The following is a 21,057-nucleotide window of genomic DNA, read 5'->3' on the forward strand; positions in this document are numbered from 1 at the left end:
GGGCGATTCCCCTGGCACGCACCGTGATCGTCTGATGGGATCGAAGCCATGCCTGCTCTGAGCATCGACTCGCTGTCCAAGGCGTACGGGTCCGTCCAGGCCTTGCGCGACATGTCCTTCGACGTGAACGCGGGAGAGATCTTCGGGTTCGTCGGGTCCAACGGCGCCGGCAAGTCGACGACGATGCGCATCGTGCTCGGTGTGCTCGCGACCGACGCGGGCGAGGTGCGCTGGGACGGCCGGCCCCTCGACCTGCACGTCCGCCGCCGGATCGGCTACATGCCCGAGGAGCGCGGCCTCTACCCGCGCATGAAGGTCGGCGAGCACCTGGTCTACCTCGGTCGGCTGCACGGCCTGGACCGGGCCGCCGCACGCACGGCGATGGAGCACTGGACGCAGGTGCTCGGCATCGAGGCGCGTCGCGACGACGAGGTGCTCAAGCTCTCGCTCGGCAACCAGCAGCGTGTGCAGCTCGCCGCGGCGTTGGTGCACGGCCCGGAGATCCTCGTGCTCGACGAGCCGTTCTCGGGCCTCGACCCCGTCGCGGTGGACGTCATGAGCCAGGTGCTGCGCGACCAGGCGCGTGCCGGCGTGCCCGTGATGTTCTCGTCGCACCAGCTCGAGCTGGTCGAGCGGCTGTGCGACCGTGTCGGGATCGTGCGCGCGGGGTCGATGGTCGCGATCGGCGGGATCGACGAGCTGCGCCAGACCCCGCAGCGCCGCTGGTTCGTCGACGGGGCCCCACCTGACGCGTGGCTCGGCCACGTCCCCGCGGCCCGGCTCGTGTCGTCGGACGCTGTCTCGTCCGGCGCTGCCGGCAGCGTCGTCGAGGTCGCCGACCCGTCCCTGACGACGGTCGACCAGGAGCTGCTCGCGGCGGCGCTGGCCGCAGGCCCGGTGCGCGAGTTCGCGCGCGTGCGGCCCTCGCTCACCGAGCTGTACCGCGGCGTGGTGTCGAGCGACGTCAGCACCACCGAGACGCCGAGCGCGAGCACGAGCACGACGAGCACGAGCGCGACGAACGAGGTGTCGGCATGAGCGCCCCGACGGACGGCCAGCTCGGCACGGCGGCCGCGGTGCGGCTCGTCGCCGGCCGCGAGATCAGCACGCGCCTGCGCACCAAGGCGTTCATCTGGACCACCGCGCTGTTCGTGGCCGCGGTCGTGCTCGGCGGCGTGCTGCTCCACGCGATCGGCGGGCAGGACGACGACGGCGTCCCGGTCGCGTTCACGCCGTCGGCTACCGCCGCGATCCCCGCGTTCGAGGCCACCGCGACGGGTCTGGGCGCGACCGTGCAGACGAGCGAGCTCGATCCCGCCGCGGGCGAGCAGGCGCTCACCGACGGTGACGTCGACGTGCTCGTGACGTCGGTCGACCCCATGCTCTCGGTCACCGTCGACTCCGCCGTCCCGCAGCAGCTCCAGCCGGTGCTCGCGGCGTTCGCGCAGCAGCTCGCGCTCGCGAGCGCGGTCACGGACCTCGGCGGCGACCCGGCCGACGTCGCGGAGCAGGTCGCCACCGCCGCACCCGAGGTCACGGCGCTCGACCCCGAACCCGCGCGCGACGGCGGCCAGATCGTCGCCGGGTACCTCGCGGGGATCCTGCTGTTCATCTCGCTCATGACGGCCGGTCAGCTCGTCGCGCAGGGCGTCGTCGAGGAGAAGTCGAGCCGGGTCGTCGAGCTGCTGCTCGCGACGCTGCGGCCCGCCCAGCTGATGGCCGGCAAGGTGCTGGGCATCGGTGTCGTCGGGCTGATCCAGGTCGGCCTGGTCGTCGGCTCGGGCGCGGCGACCGCGAGCGTGCTCGGCCTGCTCGACTCGTCCGCGCTCGACCTGGGGACCACGGCGCTGTGGGCGCTCGCGTGGTTCGTCGTCGGGTTCGCCACGTACGCGCTGGTCCTGGGCGCGCTCGGCGCGCTCGTCTCGCGTCAGGAGGACGTGGGCTCGGTCATCGGCCCGGTCACGACGCTGATGATCATCCCGTACGTCATCGGCGTCTCGATCCTGCCGTGGGACCCGACGAACGCGCTGGCGACCTGGCTGTCCTACGTCCCGTTCTGTGCACCGATGCTCATGCCGATCCGCATCGCGCTGGGCGCCGCGACGACGGCCGAGGCGCTGCTCGCCCTCGCGATCTCGCTGGCGATCATCCCCGCGCTGGTGTGGCTCGCCGGGCGCATCTACGCGGGCGCGGTGCTGCACTCCGGCGGCCGGATGAAGATCCGCGACGCGCTGCGCGGGACCTGAGCCGGACACCGGCACGGCCGGTCCGGGCTAGGTTGGCGCCATGGCGACGCTGTTCACCAAGATCATCGACGGCGACATCCCCGGGCGGTTCGTCTGGGCCGACGACGTGTGCGTCGCGTTCGCGACCATCGCGCCGATCAGCGAAGGGCACGTCCTCGTCGTGCCGCGCGCCGAGGTCGTCGAGCTCACGCAGGCGTCCGACGACCTGCTCGCCCACCTGACGGGCGTCGCCAAGCGCATCGGCGCCGCGCAGCAGGCCGCGTGGTCCGCACCGCGCGCCGCGCTGCTCGTCGCGGGGTTCGAGGTTCCGCACCTGCACCTGCACGTGCTGCCCGCCTGGGGCGAGGCGGAGCTCTCGTTCGCGAACGCACGCACCGACGTCCCCGCGGCCGAGCTCGACGCCGCGGCCGAACGGCTGCGCACCGCGCTGCGCGACGCGGGCCACGGCGCCCACGTGCCCGCGGCGCTCGGCTCGCCCGCGCTGTAGGCGCCCGACGAGCCCAGCAGACCACGTCGGTCTACCCGAGCCGCCAACGGCAGACTGGTGGGCATGGGGCACACCGTGATCCAGGTTCCCGTTCCAGCGCTGGAGTCCATCGTCGACGTGCTCGAGCGCTACCCGCTTCGAACTGGATAGTCGCGCCGAACCGGTACCGGGCGAGCGCGCGTCCGTAGTGTTCGAGGCATGGCAGAGCTTGGGCACGTCACGTGGCCACCCGGACCGATCGCCACCGCTCGAATTCTGCTCCGCCCGCCGCAGGCTCGCGATCGCGCAGCATTCGTCGAGCTCTACACCTCACCCGATGTCGGGATCTACACGGGCGGAGCACGATCCCGTGAGGAGGTCGAACGCGCGCTGCCTGAGGAGCCACGGAGGCGTCCCGGTCTTTTCGTCATCGATCTCGACGGAGCAATGGTCGGGATGGTCCAGCTCGAGCGCCGGGACGCCGACTACGAGGTTCGCCAGGCGGCCGGCCAGGTGGACCTCGGGTACCTCCTTCTTCCGGAGGCATGGGGACGGGGGTACGCCACTGAAGCCTGTGAGGCCGCACTCGGCTGGTTCGCCGTCGCACTACCCGGTGAAGCCGTCGTACTCATCACCCAGACCGCGAACACACCCTCGATGCGGCTGGCAGCGAGGCTGGGGTTTGTCGAGGTCGAGCGGTTCGAGGCATACGACGCCGAGCAGTGGTTCGGCACGTGGACGGCCACAACGACCGGCTGAGCTGTGCCGCCGCGGCCTGAACGACCCGGGCCGACTTGCAGAGCAGCCCGCATCTCGACTCCCGAACGCTGGTCATGAGCGGCTCCGCGTCCGACGATGAGCCGGTGACCGTCGCCGGTTCGACCGCTGCCCCGCCGCGCACACGCGCACCGGTCGGGCTCGGCGCGCTCGCGGGCGTCGTCGCGGGGCTGGTCACCGTCGGCGTCGGTTCGCTCGTGTCGTTGTTCACGGGCGCCGCGAGCGATCCGCTCACCGCGGTCGGTGCCGCGTTCGTCGACGCGACTCCGCCGTGGCTCAAGGAGTTCGCGACCTCGACGTTCGGCACCGCCGACAAGACCGTGCTGCGGATCGGCGAGGCGCTCGTGCTCGCGCTGCTCGCCGCCACGGCCGGGATCCTCGCGGCCCGCCGCTGGGCCTGGGGCGCCACGGTCGTCGTGCTGCTGGGCGCGGTCGCGCTCGCCGCCGCGCTCGGACGGCCCGGCGCGACGTGGACGGCGGCCCTGCCCTCGCTCCTCGGCACCATCGCCGGGCTGGTCACGCTCCAGTCCCTCGTCGCACGGCTGCCCCGACGGGCCGAGGACGCCGGCCCGCAGCCCGCAGGCTCGTCGGGACCCGACCGGCGCGCGTTCCTGCAGGCCTCCGCGATCGGTGTCGCGGTCGGACTCGTCGGACTCGCCGCGGGCCGCCTGCTGGGTGCCGCCGGACGAGCGGCCACCGCCGCCCGTGCCGCGCTGCACCTGCCGGCACCTAAGGTCCCGGCACCACCCGTGCCCGCCGGCGTGGACGTGGGGGTCGAGGGCGTGGACCCGTGGGCGACCCCGCCCGACGACTTCTACCGCATCGACACCGCGCTCGTCGTGCCGCAGGTCGACCCGAACACCTGGAAGCTGCGCGTGCACGGGCTGGTCGAGCACGAGGTCGAGCTGACCTGGGCCGAGCTGCTCGCGAGCGACCTCGTCGAGGCCTGGGTGACGTTGGCCTGCGTCTCGAACCCGGTGGGCGGCGACCTCGTCGGCAACCAGCGCTGGCTCGGCCTGCCGGTCCGCGAGGTGCTGGCCCGCGCACGGCCCACGGCGGGCGCCGACATGGTGCTGTCCCGCAGCGCCGACGGCTGGACCGCGTCGACGCCGCTCGAGGCCCTGACCGACGACCGCAACGCGCTGCTGGCCGTCGGCATGGACGGCGAGCCGCTGCCCCTCGTGCACGGCTTCCCCGTGCGCATGGTCGTGCCGGGCCTGTACGGGTACGTCTCGGCGACGAAGTGGGTCGTGGACCTCGAGGTCACCCGGTTCGCCGACGCCACCGCCTACTGGACCGACCGCGGCTGGTCGCAGCGCGGCCCGGTCAAGACCCAGTCCCGCATCGAGGTGCCGAGCACCGGGGCGCACGTCGACGCCGGGACCGTCGTCGTCGCGGGCACGTCGTGGGCCCAGCACCGCGGGATCACGCGCGTGCAGGTGCAGGTCGACGACGGCGCGTGGGACGACGTGACGCTCGCCGACGACGGTGGCATCGACTCCTGGCGCCAGTGGCGCTACGACTGGCCGGCCACCTCCGGTGAGCACACCGTGCGCGTGCGCGCATTCGACCCGGACGGCCCGCAGACGGGTGCACAAGCCGATGTCGTCCCGGACGGCGCGACGGGCTACGACGAGATCTCGGTCGAGGTGCGCTGATCCCAGCGCATGCCTCGAGCCCGGCTCAGTACACGTCGCGGACGTAGCGGCGGGCGGCGGTGAGGTCCTTGACGTAGGCGTCGGCGGCCTCGGCGGACAGTCCCCCGTGCGTCGCGACCACCTCGCGCAGTGCGCGGTCGACGTCCTTGGCCATGCGGGACGCGTCGCCGCAGACGAAGAACGACGCACCGTCGCACAGCCACGACCACAGCCGCGCGCCCTGCTCACGCATCCGGTCCTGCACGTAGACCTTGGCGCGCTGGTCGCGCGAGAACGCGGTATCGAGCCGGTCGAGGGTGCCGTCCGCGAGCATCGCGGCGAGCTCGTCGCGGTAGTAGAAGTCCGTCGCCTCGTGCTGCTCGCCGAAGAACAGCCAGTTCCTCCCACCGTGGCCCGCGGCGCGTCGGTCGGCGAGGAACCCGACGAACGGCGCGACGCCCGTGCCCGGGCCGACCATCACGGCGGGGACGTCCGCCGCGGGCGGACGGAAGTGCGACGTGGCCTGCACGTGGACCGGCACCGCCGTGTCGAGCGGCGCGTCGGCCAGGAAGCTCGAGCACACGCCGCCGCGGGCCGCGCCCGTGGGCGACGAGAAGCGCACGACCGACATCGTCAGCGAGACCCGGTCGGGTGCGACCAGCGCGCTCGACGAGATCGAGTACTGCCGCGGCGCGAGCCGGCGCAGGACACCCACGAGCTCGGCGGCCGGCAGGTCCGGCGCGTGCTCGGCCACCACGTCGACCGCCTGCCGGCACCACGTCCAGCGCGCCAGGTCCTCGCCGTTGTCGGGACGCAGCAGCCGGCGCAGCGTGGCGCTCTGCGAGTGCTCCGCGACGAGCGCGAGCAGGTCGTGCGAGATCCGGCTGACGTCCAGCTCGGTGCTCAGCGCCCGTCGCAGCGGCACGGCGACGCCGCCGACGTCGACCTGCTCGTCCGGGTCCCAGCCCGTGACCTCGAACCACTCGTCGACCAGCGCGGGCGCGTTCGTCGGCCGCACGGCGAGCGCGTCGCCCGCGCGGTAGGCGACCTCGCGCGGGCTCGCGGACACGTCCAGGACGATCTCGCGCACCTCCTTGCCCGAGCCCGGCAGGGACAGCAGCCGGTTCCCGACGAGGCGCGCCTCGCCGGGCTCGTGGCGCGTCGCGCGCGCGGGTCCGGCCGGGCCCGGCGCGGCCGTCGTGCGGTCCTCGTGCGGGCTCGCGACGAGCGTCCCGGGCTCGGCCGATGCGATGCGGACCTCGGGCCGTGCCTCGGTCCCGGCCTCCGCGCGCGCCTCGGGGAGCGCCCCCGGGACCGCGCCCGGAGGCGCCTCCACGAGCGCGGCGGCGAGCGCGGCGATCCACGCGTGCGCGCGCTCGTCGTCGCCGGGTTCGCACTCCGCGCGCTCGACGAGCCGTTGCGCGCCGAGCTCCTCGAGGCGGTGGTCGAGCCGCCGGCCGTGCCCGCAGAACCGGTCGTAGGCCGGGTCGCCGAGCGCGAGCACCGCGAACCTCGACCCGTCGAGCCGCCGCGCGTCCGGGGCCGCGACCGCCTCCCAGAACGCGGTGCCGTTGTCCGGCGCGTCGCCGTCGCCGAACGTGCTGGTCACGAGCACGAGGTCGGCGCCGTGCGGCAGGTCCGCCGGCAGCGCGTCGTCCATCGCGACGACGCGTGGCGCAAGCCCCGCCTCGCCCAGCACACCGCCCGCGGCGGCCGCCAGGTCCTCCGCGTTGCCCGTCTGCGACGCCCACAGCACGACGAGCGGGCGCACGGGGGTCGCGGCGTCCTCGGCACCCGCCCCCCGGCCCGCGTCGCTGCGCTCCGGTGCCCGCGAGAACAGCCCGGCGAGCAGCCCGTCGACCCACAGCGACTGGTCGGGGCCCAGCGGCGCCCCGGTGGGCAGCACAGGCGTGCCCGCCGCACCGCCGCCACCCCCCAGACCGGCCAGGAAGCCGGCGAGGTAGCGCCGCTCGGCGTCGCCCAGCGAAGGCGGGTCGAGCCGGTCGAGGCCCAGCGCCGCCCCCAGCGCGCGGATCGCCACGGCTCCCGGCGTCAGCCCGTGGTCACCCGCAGCAGCAGCCGCGGCAGGCGAGGACGCAGCCGGCGAGGATGCGGCGGCCGGGGGGGCGACGATCGCGTCGTCGTCCGTCGCGCGCAGCGGCGCCGGCACCGGCGTCAGCCGCACCGCGCACACCTTGAGCTCGGGCTGGAACGACAGCGGGTCGACCGCGTCGTTCGTCACGGCGTTCACGGCGAGGTACTCCCCGAACAGGTCGTTCCAGTGGAACGGTGCCCAGCAGGCGCCGGGCCGCACCCGGTCGGTCACGACGACGGGCAGCACCGCGCGCCCTCGTCGGGACGCGACCTCGACGTGGTCGCCCGCGGCGATCCCGAGCGCGCGCACGTCGTCGGGGTGCAGCTCGAGGAACGGACCCGGTGCGAGCTTGGTGAGCTTGGCGACGCGGCCGGTCTTGGTCAGCGTGTGCCAGTGGTGCTGGACGCGTCCGGTGTTGAGCACGAACGGGTAGTCGTCGTCGGGCAGCTCGGCGGCGGGAAGGTGCGGGCGCGCGTGGAACTGCGCACGGCCGCTGGCGGTCGCGAAGCGCAGGCGCGGGCGCGTGCCGTCGGGGCGCTCCAGGACCGGCTGGCTCACGCCGTCGTTGAGGTAGCGGATCGGGTTGCGGCGCGGGCCGTCGGGCGCGACCGGCCACTGCACGGACCCCTCGCGCAGCCGCTCGTAGCTGGCCCCGCGCAGGTCGTAGCCCGTGCGCGGGTTGGCGAACGCGCGCAGCTCCTCGAAGACCTCCTCCGCGGACGCGTGCTCGAACCCGGGGTACCCCATCGCGCGGGCCACGCGCGCGATCAGCAGCCAGTCCGGCAGCGCGTCGCCGGGCGGGCGCAGCGCGGCGCGCGCGAGCGTGAGGTTGCGCTCCGAGTTGACCATCACGCCGTCGCCCTCGGACCACAGCGCGCCCGGCAGCACCACGTCCGCGTACGCCGTGGTCTCCGTCTCCGCGAACGCATCCTGCACGACGACGAGCTCGGCCCGCTCGAGGCCCTCGATCACCGTGCGGCGGTTGCCGACGGTCGCGACCGGGTTGGTGCACACCACCCAGCACGCCTTGATCTCGCCCGCCGCCATGCGCTCGAACATGTCGACCGTCCCGCGCCCCGTGCTCTCGGCCCGCAGCGTCCCGGGCGGCAGGCCCCAGACCTGTTCGACGAACGCGCGGTCGGCCGGGTCGAGCACCGAGCGCTGGCCGGGCAGGCCCGGGCCCATGTAGCCCATCTCGCGCCCGCCCATCGCGTTGGGCTGGCCGGTGAGCGAGAACGGCCCCGAGCCGGTCCGGCAGATCGCGCCCGTCGCGAGGTGCAGGTTGACCAGCGCGTTCGTGTTCCAGGTGCCGTGCGTGGACTGGTTGAGTCCCATCGTCCAGCAGGACACCCAGTTCCCGGCCCCGGCGATGAGCGCGGCCGCCGCGCGCAGGTCCGCCTCGGGGATCCCCGTGACGCGCGCGACCTCGTCGGCCGGGTAGTCCTCGAGCATCGCCTCGAGCGCGTCCCAGCCCTCGGTGTGCTCCGCGACGAAGTCCGTGTCCAGCCCGCCGGCCTCCACGACGAGCCGCAGCAGGCCGTTCAGCAGCGCGACGTCCGTCCCGGGTGCGACCTGCAGGAACAGGTCCGCCTTCTCGGCCGTGGCGGTGCGCCGCGGGTCGACGACGATCAGCTTCGCGCCGGCCTTGACCCGGTCCAGCAGGCGCAGGAACAGGATCGGGTGACAGTCGGCCATGTTCGCGCCGATGACGAGGAAGACGTCGGCGTGGTCGAGGTCGTCGTACGACCCGGGCGGGCCGTCGGCGCCCAGCGAGAGCTTGTAGCCGGTGCCGGCGCTGGCCATGCACAGGCGCGAGTTCGACTCGATCCACTGGGTCCGCACGAACCCCTTGGCGAGCTTGTTCGCGAGGTACTGCGCCTCGAGGCTCAGCTGACCCGAGACGTAGAACGCCACCGCGTCCGGCCCGTGCTCGTCGATCACCGCGCGCAGCCGGTCGGCCACGAGCGCCACGACGTCGTCGAGCACGGCCGCCTCGGGCCCCGCGCCGCGCTCGGTGCGCACGAGCGCGCTCGTCGTGCGACCGCCCGCGGCGAGCATGTCCGCGCTCGTCGCGCCCTTGGTGCACAGCCGGCCGGCGTTCGACGGGTGCGACCGGTCGCCGCGTGCGGCGCGCGCGACCGGCGCGCCCTCGTCGTCGTGCCCGATCTCGAGGACGATCCCGCAGCCGACGCCGCAGTAGGAGCACACCGTCGCGATCTGGGTCGTCGTCGGTGCGCCCCCCTGCGGAGCCGTGGTCGTGGTCGTCATGCGGCCGCTCAGATGACCGTCTGGCCGAACGACGAACCGCGACGTGCGTACACCGCCCACACGGTCGCCGCCATGACGACGTACATCCCGACGATCACCCACAGCGCGGCCTGGATGTTGCCCGTCGTCGACGTCGAGATCGCGAAGCCGCGCGGGATGAGGAACCCACCGAACGCGCCGACCGCACCGGCGATGCCGAGGCAGCCGGCCGCGGCGCGGGCCCGCCGCGCGCGGTCCTCGTCGTCCGTGGCGCCGTGCCGGAAGACCGCGGGGATCATCCGGTAGACCGAGCCGTTGCCGGCCCCGGCCGCGACGAACAGCACGAGGAACGACGCGAGGTAGGCGCCGAACGAGTGCGCACGCAGCGCGGCGATCGCGCTGACGACACCCGCGGCCATCACCGCGAACGACGCGATGGTCACCCGCGCGCCGCCGAGCCGGTCGGCGAGGATGCCGCCCAGCGGACGTGCGACGGAGCCGACGAGCGCGCCCAGGAACGCGACCGACGCCGTGACCTCGGGGAACGTGCCCTTCAGGAGCGTCGGGAAGGCCCCCGAGAAGCCGATGAACGAGCCGAACGTGCCGATGTAGACGAACGAGATGATCCACGTGTGCCGGTGCCGAGCGGCCGCGCCGTACGAGCGCGGGTCGGACTTGGCGTTCGACAGGTTGTCCATGAAGCGCCAGGCCAGCACCGCCGCGAGGATCACGAGGGGCACGAAGATCAGCCCCGCGCGCTCGAGCTGCACGCCCGCCGCACCCACGATGACGATCGGCACGACGAGCTGCACCGCGGCAGTGCCGAGGTTGCCGCCCGCCGCGTTCAGGCCGAGCGCCCGGCCCTTCTCGCGCTCCGGGAAGAAGAACGAGATGTTCGCCATCGACGACGCGAAGTTGCCGCCGCCGAGACCCGCGAGGGCCGCGACCCCGAGCAGCACGCCGAACGACGTGCTCGGGTCCTGCACGACGACCGCGAGGCTGATCGTCGGGATCAGCAGCAGCAGCGCGGACACGATCGTCCAGTTGCGCCCGCCGAACAAGGGCACCGCGAACGTGTACGGGATGCGCAGCGTCGCGCCGACCAGGCTGGGCAGGGCGATCAGCCAGAACATCTGGTCGACGCTGAGCGTGAACCCGGCCGCGGGGAGCTGCGGCACGACGATGCTCCACAGCGCCCAGACCGCGAAGCCGAGGAACTCCGCGAAGATCGACAGGTTGAGGTTGCGGCGGGCGATCGCGCGTCCCGCGGTGGCCCACTGGCGCTCGTCCTGCGGGTCCCAGCCGTCGATCCAGCGACCGCGACGGAACGCGAGCGGCGCACCCGTTGCGGGTGCGAGAGACGTGTCGGTCGTCGTGCCGGTGGTGCTGGCGGACGACGATGCCGGCGACGACTCGTCGTCGACGGTCGCGAGCGGTTGCGCCATGGGGGCCTCCGGGAGGTCGGTGGGAGCTCGGGACTCCGCCGACGCTACGAAGCGGATGTTTCCGCCCGGCCGCCCGCGCTGTTGCGCGACGGGAACAGTTCGCGCACGGAGCACGCTCGCCCGCTGTGAGAAGCGTCAGGCCGGCCGCACGCGCGCCCGCGCCGCGTCGACCGCGAGCCGCACGTCGTCACCGGGCCGCAGCGCGAGCGCCGCGGCCTCCAGCGCCGTCAGGTCGGCGACCACGTCCGCGCTCGTGCGTACGCGCACGCCGCGGGGTCCACGCTCGAGGTCGACGACACGTGCGAGCCAGACGAGCTCGCCGGTACCGTCCGGCGGCACCGGCGCGTCACCGGGCACGATCCGGACGTCGCCGGGCGCGAACGTCAGGACGACGGGCCCGTCCGGCGGACCGGCCGCCACGGCGCCGGTCGGGTCGGCGGGCAGCGGCACCTCGAGGGTCGCGGAGCCGCGGGGCCCCGTGCCGGCCTCGACGTCGACGTGGACCGTCCCGCCACGGGCTCGGCCGCGGACCAGGTCGAGGCCCGCGAGCGCCGCGCTGAACTCCGTGCGCGGCTCGCTGAACAGCTCGAGCGGCGGCCCCTCCTCGACGACCCGGCCGTCGTGCAGCACGAGCGCGTGGTCCGCGAGCGTGAGCGCGTCGAGCGCGTCGTGCGTCACGAGCACCACCGGCGTCGCGGTCGCGGCGAGCTGGTCGAGCAGCGTCTCGCGCAGGCCGGCGGCGACACGCACGTCGAGCTGCGCGAAGGGCTCGTCGAGCAGCAGCACATCCGGTCCTGCGGCCAGAGCACGCGCGATCGCGACGCGCTGGCGCTGACCGCCGGACAGCTCGTCCGGACGCCGGTCGCCGAACCCCGGCAGGCCCAGGCGCTCCAGCCACCCGTCCGCGGCGGCGCGCGCCTCGCCTGCACCGACGCCCGCCGCGCGGAGCCCGAACGCGACGTTCTCGCGCACGCTCAGGTGCGGGAAGACGAGCGCGTCCTGACCGAGCAGCCCGACGCGACGGCTCGCGACCGGCACCTGCACCCTTCGGCCGGACACCGTGGACGCTCTTCGGCTGGACGTCGACCACGCTCCTCGGCCGGACACCGACGACGCCCGGTCGTCGGGACCCGCGACCCGCGACTGCACGCGCTCGCCCACGGCACCCTCGTCGGGACCCGCGACCCGCGACAGCACGCGCTCGCCCACGGCACCCTCGTCGGGCCCCGCGACCCGCGACAGCACGCGCTCGCCGACGGCTACCTCGCCCGCCTCGAGCGGGACGGTCCCGGCGATCGCGCCGAGCAGCGTCGACTTGCCGGCACCGTTCGGGCCGAGCACCGCGACGAGCCGGCCCGGCTCGACGCGCAGCGCGACGTCGAGCCGGAAGTCGCCGTGCCGGGCCTGCGCGCGGACGACGAGCGTGCCCTCCGGTCCTGCTGCGGGCGGGCCGGTGCGCGGTCCGGCCGCGGGTCGGGGTCGGGGTCGGGGTCCCATGCTCATCCGCCCGCCCGTCCCGGTCGCCACGCGCGCGCCGCGAGCAGCACCGCGGCCGCCGCCACGACCAGCAGCAGGGACAGCGCCACGGCGGTGCCCTGCGAGACACCCGAGCCGTTGAACGCCGAGTAGATCGCGAGCGGCATCGTCCGGGTCACGCCTGGCGTGTTGCCCGCGAACAGCGCGGTGGCGCCGAACTCACCGAGCGCCCGCGCGAAGCACAGCACCGTCCCGGAGACCAGGCCCGGCGCCGCGAGCGGCAGCGTCACGCGCCGGAGCACCGTCCAGCGGCCCGCGCCCAGGGTCGCGGCGACCGCCTCGTACCGGGTGCCCGACGTCCGCAGCGCACCCTCCAGGCCGAGCACGAGGAACGGCATCGCGACGAAGGTCTGCGCGATCACGACGGCCGCGGTGGTGAACGGGATCGTGATCCCGAACCACGCGTCGAGCGACTGCCCGATCAGCCCACGTCGGCCGAGGAGGAACAGCAGCGCGATGCCACCGACGGTCGGCGGCAGCACGAGCGGCAGCGTGACGAGCGCGCGCAGCACGTCGGCACCCCACCCGCTCGCACGGGCCAGGACGACCGCGAGCGGCACGCCGAGCAGCAGGCAGAACCCCGTCGCGAGCAGCGAGGTCCCGAGCGAGAGCGCCAGCGCCTGGCGTGCCGCCGCCGACGTCACGTCGTCGGGCAGCGTCGCCCAGTCGGCGCGCACGACGAGCGCGACGACGGGCAGGACGAGCAGCCCCGCGGCCAGTGCGGCCGGGAGCCACAGCAGCCGCGGGGCCCGGGACGTCACGGTGCTACGCGCCCGGGGCCACGAACCCCCGTGCCGCCAGCAGCTCCTGACCGTCGGCGGAGAGCACGAACGCGATGAACGCCTCCGCGACGTCGGTCGACGTCGCGGACGTCAGCGTCGCGATCGGGTACCGGTTGACGACCTCTGCGGCCTCGGGGAAGTCGATGCCGTCGACGTCGTCGTCGGCCTTGAGCACGTCCGTGCGGTAGACCAGTCCGGCGTCCGCCTCGTCCCCGGCCACCTTGGTGAGCACGGCGGTCACGTTCTGCTCGTAGCTCGCCGGCGTGAACGACACGCCAGCGGCGTCGAGCACCTTCTGCGAGGCCGACCCGCACGGCACCTCGGGTGCGCACAGGACGACCTTGCCGCCGTCGGCCGTCAGCGCCGCCAGGTCGGCGAGCGACGAGATGTTCTTCGGGTTGCCCGCGGGCACGACGATCTGCAGCGTGTTCGTCGTGAACACCTGCGGTTCACCCGAGACGAGCCCGGCGTCGACGACCGTCTGCATGTTCTTCTCGTCGGCCGTCGCGAGCACGTCGGCCGTCGCGCCCTCGACGAGCTGCGTGGCCAGCGTCGACGAGCCGTCGTAGGTGATCGGATCGACCGTGACACCCGGGTGCTCTGCGACGAACGCCGCCGCGAGCTCGTCGAACACGGGCTCGAGCGACGCCGCGGCGAAGATCCGCAGGTCACCCGTCAGGTCGTCGGCCGTCGGGCTCGCTTCCTGGGTGGCCGTCGGCGTCGTGCTCGTGCCCGTACCCGGCTCGTCCGACGAACCGCACGCCGCCAGACCCGGCACCGCCAGCAGCACCGTCGCGAGCGCGACAGCTGCCGCCCGTGGTGTCAGTCTCATCGAAGTCCCCTAGTCGTCTCGACCACGACGGTCGTCGCCTTGACGACCGCCACCGCCCGGGACCCGATCTCGAGCCCGAGCTCGCGGACCGCCTCGCTCGACATCAACGACACGACGCGGAACGGTCCGCACTGCAGATCCACCTGTGCCATCACGGTGTCGGTGGTGATGCCCGTGACCAGACCCGTGAACCGGTTGCGGGCCGACGAACGGCTCGCCGACGGGTCCTCGGGCGCCTTGGCCCGCTCGACCGCGAACGCGGCGAGGTCGCGGCCGGCCACGACCGCGCGGCCGGCCTCGTCGCTCGTGGAAGTCAGCGCTCCCACCTCGACCCAACGCCGGACGGTGTCGTCGCTCACCCCGAGGAGTTCTGCCGCTTCGCTGATCCGATAGTGCGTCACGATCGGAGACGATAGTCCGCATCTGCGGCACGCGGCAGGGGAAATCCCGTGAAAAACACCACACGCCGTCGACCGCCCCGGACGGTGCCGGCCGCCCCCAGCACGCCGGGCCCGTCAGGCCCGTCGGACTCGTCGGGCCGGTCAGTCCCATCGGGCTCGTCGGGCTCGTCGCGCATTCGCACCCGCTACACACACCCACCCGGGTCGGCGCGCGGTACGGTCCCGTCATGGCGAACGACGACGTCGCGAAGGACAAGAAGGCCAAGCACGCCAAGAAGGCCGAGCACGCCAAGAAGAAGACGAAGAAGGGCCGGGCCGCCGGGCCCAAGGTCCCGAACGACGTCTACGAGGCCGAGCTGGTGCGGCTGCAGGCCGAGCTCGTCAAGGTCCAGGAGTGGGTGCGGTCGAGCGGTGCGCGCATCGCGATCGTGTTCGAGGGCCGGGACGCGGCGGGCAAGGGCGGCACGATCAAGCGCATCACCGAGTACCTCTCGCCCCGCACCGCGCGCATCGCCGCGCTGCCGACGCCGACCGAGCGCGAGAAGTCGCAGTGGTACTACCAGCGCTACGTCGCGCACCTGCCCGCCGCCGGCGAGATCGTGCTGTTCGACCGGTCCTGGTACAACCGCGCGGGCGTCGAGCGCGTGATGGGCTACTGTACGCCGCGGCAGTACACCGAGTTCATGCGCCAGACCCCGATCTTCGAGCAGATGCTGGTCGACGACGGCATCCTGCTGCGCAAGTACTGGTTCTCCGTGTCGGACGAGGAGCAGCTCAAGCGCTTCCGCTCGCGCCTGCACGACCCGCTGCGGCGCTGGAAGCTGTCCACCACCGACCTCGACTCGATCGCCAAGTGGGAGGACTACTCGCGCGCCAAGGACGAGATGCTGGTGCACACCGACGTGCCGGCGTCGCCCTGGTTCGTCGTCGAGAGCGACATCAAGAAGCACGCGCGGCTCAACATGATCGCCCACCTCCTGTCGACGATCCCCTACACCGAGACGGTGCACGACGAGGTCGTGCTCCCCGACCGGCCCGCGCCGTCGACCGGCTACGAGCGCCCGCCGCGCGAGCTCAACACCTACGTCCCCGACTTCGCGACGACGCTGCTCGGCGACCGCGAGCGCGACCTGTAGGCGCATGACCGGCACCCCTGCACCCGTTCCGGGGCCACCGCTACGGGTCAGGGTGCCCACGCTGACCCCGTCCGTGCGCGACTTCCTGCGCACCGAGGCGAGCTCGGCCGTCGCACTGCTCGTCGCGACCGTCGTCGCGCTCGTCTGGGCGAACTCGGCGTGGGCGGACACGTACGACGAGGTCTGGGGCACGACCGCCGGCCTGCACCTCGGCTCGTGGTCGCTCGAGCTCACGCTGCACGCGTGGGTGAACGACGCCGCGATGGCCGTGTTCTTCGCCGTCGTCGGGCTCGAGATCGCCCGCGAGGCGACACGGGGCGAGCTGCGCGACCGACGTTCCCTCGCGATGCCGGCGCTCGGAGCGCTCGGCGGTCTGCTCGTGCCCGCTCTCATCTTCATCGCCATCACCGCCGGGACCGACGTCGCGCACGGCTGGGGCGTCGTGATGTCCACCGACACCGCGTTCCTCGTCGGGATCCTCGCGCTGTTCGGGCCCGCGTGCCCCGACCAGCTGCGGCTGTTCCTGCTGACGCTCGCGATCGTCGACGACATCGGGGCGATCACCGTGATGGCGGTCGCCTACACCTCGTCGGTCGACGTCGGTGCCCTCGCGCTCGCGGGCCTGCTCGTCGTGGCGCTGCTGGTGCTGCGCTGGATGCGGGTGTGGCGGCTGCTGCCCTATGTGCTCGTCGGCGTCGCGCTGTGGCTCGCCGTGCAGGCGTCGGGCGTGCACGCGACGCTCGCGGGCGTGCTCGTCGGGCTGGTCGTGCCCGCCACCGCGACCCGCCGCGAGGAGGTCGAGGCCGTGCGCGGCTACGCGCGCGACCTCGTCGAGGACACCACCGCCGAGCGCGAGCACCTCGCCGAGCTCGCCGCCCGCGCCGCCGTGCCCGCAGGCGATCGGCTCCAGCGCGCCCTGCACCCGTGGAGCGCGTTCGTCGTGGTGCCGCTGTTCGGTCTGGCGAACGCCGGCGTCGTGGTCTCCGGCGACGCGCTCGCCGACGCCGCGCGCTCGCGGCTGACCATCGCCGTCGTCGTGGCGCTCGTCGTCGGCAACGCCGTCGGGATCACGGGGGCGACCACCCTCGCGCTGCGCCTCGGGCTCGGTGAGCTGCCCGGGCGGGTGCGCTACGGGCACCTGCTCGGCGGCGCCGTGCTGGCCGGCATCGGGTTCACGATCTCACTGTTCATCGCCGAGCTCGCGTTCGACGACGACGAACATCTGCAGCAGGCCAAGATCGGCATCCTTGCCGGGTCGCTCGTGGCCGCCGTGCTCGGCTCGGTGCTCCTGCGCTGGCTCGGTGAGCGCCTGCCCCTGTGCTCGCCGCCGTCCGACCCGCCGCCCGCCCTGCCCCCGCTCCCCTGGCGTGCGCCCGGCGCACGCGACCCCGAACCCGATCCAGGGCCCGACACCGATGCAGGACGTGAGCCCGATGTCGATGCAGGGCCCGAGCCCGGCTCCGGCCAGGGTCAGGTCATCGGGTCGTCGTCCCCGTAGGCGGGCACGCGCAGGCGCCGGGCGTCCGTCGCCACGATCCGGTCGGCAGCCGCTCGCAGGGCCTCGACCGTGTCGACCCCCGCGCGCACGAACCGACCGGACAGCGCGTCGAGCTCACCGTCCGCGAACGCGACCGCGAGCGTCACGACGTCCGCCAGGTCGGTCCACTCCGTGCGGCCGTCGTGCGCCGGCATCGACGCGGTCATCGCGGTCTGCACGACGCCGGGCGACAGGTCGAGCGTGCGGATGCCGCGGTCGCGGTACTGCGCGTCGACCATCGTCGTGAGCCGCGCCAGCGCGCCCTTGCTCATCCCGTACCCCGTGTAGGACGTGCTCGGCCGGTACGCCGCACCCGAGTTCACCGCCAGCACCCGCCCGCTGCCGCGCGCGAGCATCCCGGGCAGCACGGCGTGCGTGAGCAGCAGCGGCCCGCGGACGTTGACCTCGATGACGCGCCAGGCGTCCTCCGGGTCGTCGGCGACGAGGTCCACCTCGGCCCGTTCGATCACGCCCGCGTTGTTGACGAGCACGCCGATGCCGCCCAGTGCGTCCTCGACCCGTGCGACCGCGTCGGCGACGGCCGTCGCGTCGATGAGGTCCGCCGCTGCCACGACAGCGCTTCCCCCGGCCGCCTCGACCTGCATCGCGGTCTCCTCGAGCGCGGCTCGCGTCCGTCCGACGAGCCCGACCCGGTATCCCGCCGCCGCGAGCCCGAGCGCGATCCCCCGCCCGATGCCACGACCGGCCCCCGTCACCAGCGCGCCCCGCGGCGCGAGCTTCGTCGTGGCGAGCGTCGTCGTGCTGGGCTCCGTCATGCGACCAGCCTGCACCAACCCCCGACGAAGCCCCACCCCACGCCCGGGCGCACGACGACCCGAGCCCACCACCCGGACCGGCCGTCCCGCCGAGCGCCGCGCGTCCCCGACAACACGACCCCACCCGCGCCCAGCACAACCCACGCATCCGCCAAGCACCCCCCGACAGACCGCGCCACCACGCTCGGCACGACCCGCGCACCCGCCAAACGCCCCCGCCAGACCGCGCTACCACGCCCGGCACGACCCGCACCGGCCCCAACGAACTCCGACGAGATCAGGTCACGCGCGCGCCGCGTAGGCCTGCGCAACAGCGGCTCGCACACCGGCGAGGGTCACGTCGCCCACGTAGCGGACGTCGTCGACGAACAGCGTCGGCGTGCCGCGCACGTCCAGCGCAAGCCCCGCGAGGTAGTCGGCCTCGACGGCGGCGGCGTGCCTCTGCGCCAGCTCCCCGACCACCTCGTCGGGCTCGATGCCCGCCGCTCGGGCGTGCCGGCGCAGGTCCGGGTCGGTGAGGTGGGCCTGGTCCGCGAAGACCGCGTCGTGCAGCGCCCAGAACTGCCCGTGCACCGCGAACGCCTCCGCTGCCAGGGCGGCCGTCAGTGCGTGCGGATGGACCTCGAACAGCGGGAAGTGTCGCCACACCAGCCGCACCCGACCGCCCGACTCGTCCACCACCGCTCGCAGCACCGGCGCCGCCGCCCGGCAGTGCGGACACTCCAGGTCTCCGAACTCGACGATCGTCACCGCCGCCGCCGAATCGCCGTAAACGTGCCGCGCCGGATCCCCCGTCACCGTCACATCCCGCTCCTCCCGACGTCCGCAACCACTCCGAGTGCCTACGGCCCGAGCAGTGTCCCTCCCCTCGCCCGCACCCGCCACGGCACCGACCACCCGGGCCACTCGCCTACCGTTCACCCGAGCACACGCGGCCACCGACAGCGATCGCCGACGTGGACCGCCGAAGCATCAGCCCGAACCCACGCCGCCCCCCGCATCCGCCCGCCGCATCGGCCAGCCGCATCGGCCAGCCGCGCTCGCCGACAGGGACCGCCGAAGCGTCACCCGCGACCCACGTCACTCGCCGCATCCGCCAGCCGCATCCGCCAGCCGTGATCGCCGTGGAGTGCCGGAGACGGGTGGCATCACCAGGTTCGTGCGCGCCCGATCAGAATCGCTCCGGATCAGAATGGTGGCGGCTCGTCGGCCGAGGACCGTTCCGTGTGACGTCCGCGGCCGAGCAGCTCGTTCCAGCCGTCGGCGCCGGGCCGTGTCTCGTAGGTCAGGCCCAGGGGTGTGCGCCAGCGGAACACGCCGGGCGAGACCTGGGTCACCCGGAACGCGCCGGAGCTCTTGATCGTGTGACAGGACCGGCAGGCGGGGGCGAGGTTGTCGGCGCTGGTGGGTCCGGGTGGTTGGTCGGGTGCCCATGGGGGTGGGTGGAATTCGATGGTGTGGTCGAGGTCGGCGCCCGCGGCGGGTGAGGAGCACGAGGGTGCGTAGCACTGCCGGTCGCGGGCTCGGACGTGGTGTTCGATGTCGGCGGGTGGCTTGTAGCGGGTCCTGCCGACGTCGAGGACAGCGTTGCTCAGCGGGTCGGTCACGATCCGACGCCAGACTCCGCCCCGGGCGAGCGCGCGGGCCTGGGCGGCGCTGATCGGGCCGTGCCCGGCGAGCTCGGCCGGTGCGTCGTCGAGCCCGATCAGGGTCTCGAGTGAGACGACGACGTCGATGTTCACGCGTGGGCGTCGGCGTCTGGCCTCGGCCGCGAGGTCGCCGCCGACCGGCGTCGAGGCGTCGGTGGACACGGCACCCGTCGATGCAGGGCCGGGCGATACGACCCGTATCGACGCAGCACCAGCCGGTACGAGGCCAGCCGACACAGCACCAGCCGGTGCGAGGCCAGTCGATGCAGCACCAGCCGGTGCGAGGCCAGTCGATGCAGCACCAGCCGGTGCGGGGCCAGTCGACACAGCACCAGCCGGTGCGGGGCCAGTCGACGCGGGGTCGGTGGGCACGGAGCTCGTCGACGCGGGGTCGGTCGGAGCGGAATCGCTCGACGCGGGGTCGGTGGGCGCGGGATCGCCCGACGCGGGGTCGGTGGGCGCGGGATCGCCCGACGCGGGGTCGGTGGATGCGGGGTCGCTCGACGCGGGGTTGGCGGGCGCGGGGTCGCTTGGCGCGGGGTCGCTTGGCTCGGGGTCGGTGGACGCGGGGTTGGCGGGCGTGGGGTTGGTGGGCGTGGGGTCGCCTGCGCGGGGTGTTGGGGTCGTGGGCGGGTCGGCGTGGGTGGACGGTGGTGTCGGTGCGCCGAAGGGTGCCGGTGCCGGGCCGTGCGCGTCCAGGTCCGGGTCATCCGAGTCGAGCGCGTCCTGGCCGAGGGTCAGGTCGATCAGGGTGTCGGCGCGCAGCTGGTCGAGGGTGCGCGGGTCACCCGTGGCGCGCCGGGCCCGGGCGACGGACTCGAGCACGCTGTCCAGGGCGGCGGCGGTCTCGGCGGGCAGGACCGCGCGCAGGCTCGACATGCCGTCCGGCAACGCCCGGGGCCGCTCCACCCGCCGGGTGCGGCGCGCCTCACGGTGAGCGCCCGCGGCGTACTGGGCGTCGGCGGCGATGATCGCCCGCTCCAGATCCGCGCTGAGCTGGGTCGGGGTGCGCCGGTTCGCACCGGGCAGGACCTGCTCCTGGACGAGCTCGGCGACCTGCCAGGGCACGTCCGCCAGCCGGCGCACCACGATCCGGCCACGCACCTCGTCCAGGTCGCCACTCAGCAACGCCTGCGTCGTGGGCTGCAGACCCGCACCCATCGCGTGCCCCTCACGCACCAGGTGCTGTGCGGCCTGCTTGGAGCACCCCAGCCGCCAGGCGATCTCCGTCGCCGCGAGCCGGTCCCCCGCGAGCACGTGACCGCTCATCGACGTGTGCCGCGCGAGCGCCGCGGCCATCAACGCCCGCCGCGCGTACAACCAGCCCGAGAGCCGGTCGGCGGCCGCGATCCCCTCTAGCCACAACAGCGCATCAGGGTCCACCCCGTCGGCCACCGCGGCCGCCGAGTCCGGATCGACCGTGCACACCGCCGCCCGCACCCAGGCCGCCCACTCGACCGCGTCCGAGTCGTCGGCGGCCGCATCACCCTCGGGG

Annotated in this window: 16 protein-coding genes; 7 read left to right on the forward strand and 9 right to left on the reverse strand. The window is 74.0% G+C overall.

What is annotated here, in order from left to right:
* Positions 1–48: 48 nt before the first annotated feature.
* The 5 genes from CCO02nite_RS09430 (at position 49) to CCO02nite_RS09450 (ending at position 5,147) form a co-directional block, all read left to right on the forward strand.
* Positions 49–1,038, forward strand: a complete 990-nt coding sequence (locus CCO02nite_RS09430; RefSeq protein WP_146842870.1) for an ABC transporter ATP-binding protein — start codon at positions 49–51, stop codon at positions 1,036–1,038.
* Positions 1,035–2,246, forward strand: a complete 1,212-nt coding sequence (locus CCO02nite_RS09435; RefSeq protein WP_146842871.1) for an ABC transporter permease — start codon at positions 1,035–1,037, stop codon at positions 2,244–2,246. The genes CCO02nite_RS09430 and CCO02nite_RS09435 overlap by 4 nt, the downstream gene beginning before the upstream one ends.
* Positions 2,247–2,286: 40 nt before the next feature.
* Positions 2,287–2,733, forward strand: a complete 447-nt coding sequence (locus tag CCO02nite_RS09440) for an HIT family protein (protein WP_146842872.1) — start codon at positions 2,287–2,289, stop codon at positions 2,731–2,733.
* 198 nt (positions 2,734–2,931) lie between these two features.
* Positions 2,932–3,471 (forward strand): GNAT family N-acetyltransferase, encoded by a 540-nt coding sequence (locus tag CCO02nite_RS09445; protein WP_146842873.1) that lies wholly within the window; start codon positions 2,932–2,934, stop codon positions 3,469–3,471.
* A gap of 74 nt (positions 3,472–3,545) precedes the next feature.
* Positions 3,546–5,147, forward strand: coding sequence for a molybdopterin-dependent oxidoreductase (locus tag CCO02nite_RS09450; RefSeq protein ID WP_146842874.1), 1,602 nt, complete (start codon positions 3,546–3,548; stop codon positions 5,145–5,147).
* A 25-nt stretch (positions 5,148–5,172) separates the two neighbouring features.
* Here the strand turns inward: CCO02nite_RS09450 and CCO02nite_RS09455 are convergent, their stop codons facing one another.
* The 6 genes from CCO02nite_RS09455 to CCO02nite_RS09480 form a co-directional block, all read right to left on the reverse strand.
* Entirely contained in the window at positions 5,173–9,489 is a 4,317-nt protein-coding gene (locus CCO02nite_RS09455; protein ID WP_146842875.1) for a bifunctional nitrate reductase/sulfite reductase flavoprotein subunit alpha, read from the reverse strand.
* Between the two features lie 8 nt (positions 9,490–9,497).
* Positions 9,498–10,913, reverse strand: coding sequence for an MFS transporter (locus CCO02nite_RS09460; protein WP_146842876.1), 1,416 nt, complete (start codon positions 10,911–10,913; stop codon positions 9,498–9,500).
* A 135-nt stretch (positions 10,914–11,048) separates the two neighbouring features.
* A complete protein-coding gene (locus tag CCO02nite_RS15885) occupies positions 11,049–12,416 on the reverse strand; it encodes a sulfate/molybdate ABC transporter ATP-binding protein (RefSeq protein WP_222593177.1) in 1,368 nt (455 codons plus the stop codon).
* The gene (locus CCO02nite_RS09470) at positions 12,413–13,210 is read right to left on the reverse strand and encodes an ABC transporter permease (protein WP_146842877.1); all 798 of its coding nucleotides are present in this window, start codon (positions 13,208–13,210) and stop codon (positions 12,413–12,415) included. Before CCO02nite_RS09470 ends, CCO02nite_RS15885 begins: the two co-directional genes overlap by 4 nt.
* Positions 13,211–13,214: 4 nt before the next feature.
* A complete protein-coding gene (modA, locus tag CCO02nite_RS09475) occupies positions 13,215–14,063 on the reverse strand; it encodes a molybdate ABC transporter substrate-binding protein (RefSeq protein ID WP_146842878.1) in 849 nt (282 codons plus the stop codon).
* Complete coding sequence (locus CCO02nite_RS09480) at positions 14,060–14,464, reverse strand: TOBE domain-containing protein (RefSeq protein WP_146842879.1); 405 nt, start codon at positions 14,462–14,464, stop codon at positions 14,060–14,062. The genes modA and CCO02nite_RS09480 overlap by 4 nt, the downstream gene beginning before the upstream one ends.
* Positions 14,465–14,691: 227 nt before the next feature.
* On the opposite strand from CCO02nite_RS09480, the gene ppk2 reads away from it, so the two are divergent.
* Positions 14,692–15,600, forward strand: a complete 909-nt coding sequence (gene ppk2 / locus CCO02nite_RS09485; RefSeq protein WP_146842880.1) for a polyphosphate kinase 2 — start codon at positions 14,692–14,694, stop codon at positions 15,598–15,600.
* Positions 15,601–15,652: 52 nt separating this feature from the next.
* Positions 15,653–17,098 (forward strand): Na+/H+ antiporter NhaA, encoded by a 1,446-nt coding sequence (nhaA, locus tag CCO02nite_RS09490; RefSeq protein WP_246117462.1) that lies wholly within the window; start codon positions 15,653–15,655, stop codon positions 17,096–17,098.
* Here the strand turns inward: nhaA and CCO02nite_RS09495 are convergent.
* The 3 genes from CCO02nite_RS09495 to CCO02nite_RS09505 all read right to left on the reverse strand — a co-directional run.
* Complete coding sequence (locus tag CCO02nite_RS09495; RefSeq protein ID WP_146842882.1) at positions 17,071–17,913, reverse strand: SDR family NAD(P)-dependent oxidoreductase; 843 nt, start codon at positions 17,911–17,913, stop codon at positions 17,071–17,073. The genes nhaA and CCO02nite_RS09495 overlap by 28 nt on opposite strands.
* A 282-nt stretch (positions 17,914–18,195) precedes the next feature.
* Positions 18,196–18,717 (reverse strand): DsbA family protein, encoded by a 522-nt coding sequence (locus tag CCO02nite_RS09500; RefSeq protein WP_146842883.1) that lies wholly within the window; start codon positions 18,715–18,717, stop codon positions 18,196–18,198.
* Between the two features lie 383 nt (positions 18,718–19,100).
* Positions 19,101–21,057 (reverse strand): HNH endonuclease signature motif containing protein (locus CCO02nite_RS09505; protein WP_146842884.1); only part of this gene is annotated, 1,957 nt, incomplete at its 5' end.

The sequence above is a fragment of the Cellulomonas composti genome (assembly GCF_007990245.1).
Taxonomy (GTDB): domain Bacteria; phylum Actinomycetota; class Actinomycetes; order Actinomycetales; family Cellulomonadaceae; genus Cellulomonas; species Cellulomonas composti.